The 317-nt window shown below is 43.2% G+C and carries 1 protein-coding gene; it reads left to right on the forward strand.

The window, feature by feature from the left end:
• Positions 1–14 precede the first annotated feature (14 nt).
• Positions 15–317 (forward strand): TRAP transporter small permease (locus IT084_RS19160; RefSeq protein ID WP_243277063.1); only part of this gene is annotated, 303 nt, incomplete at its 3' end.

The following is a 317-nucleotide window of genomic DNA, read 5'->3' on the forward strand; positions in this document are numbered from 1 at the left end:
TGGCTGTCACCGTTATGTTGTGTTTCAATGTAATTACGCGCTATATTTTCGGGTTTTCTTTAAAATGGGCGGAGGAATTGACAAACTACACACTTATTTGGATTACATTTTTGGGTGGGGTAGTTTGTGTCCGCCAGGGCATGATGATCAGCATGGACGCCATTGTTTCACAATTTAAGGGCGCATTAAAGCGCTTCTTTACTATCGCCATTAATTTAACCGGAGTTGTTTGTTCCGTAATTTTTGCGTACTTGGGTTTATTAGCCACCGTGCATGTTCATTCAACGGCACAAGTCAGCCCGGCGATGATGATTCCC

The sequence above is a fragment of the Desulfallas sp. Bu1-1 genome, from assembly GCF_015594625.1.
GTDB lineage: Bacteria > Bacillota > Desulfotomaculia > Desulfotomaculales > Desulfallaceae > JADNRQ01.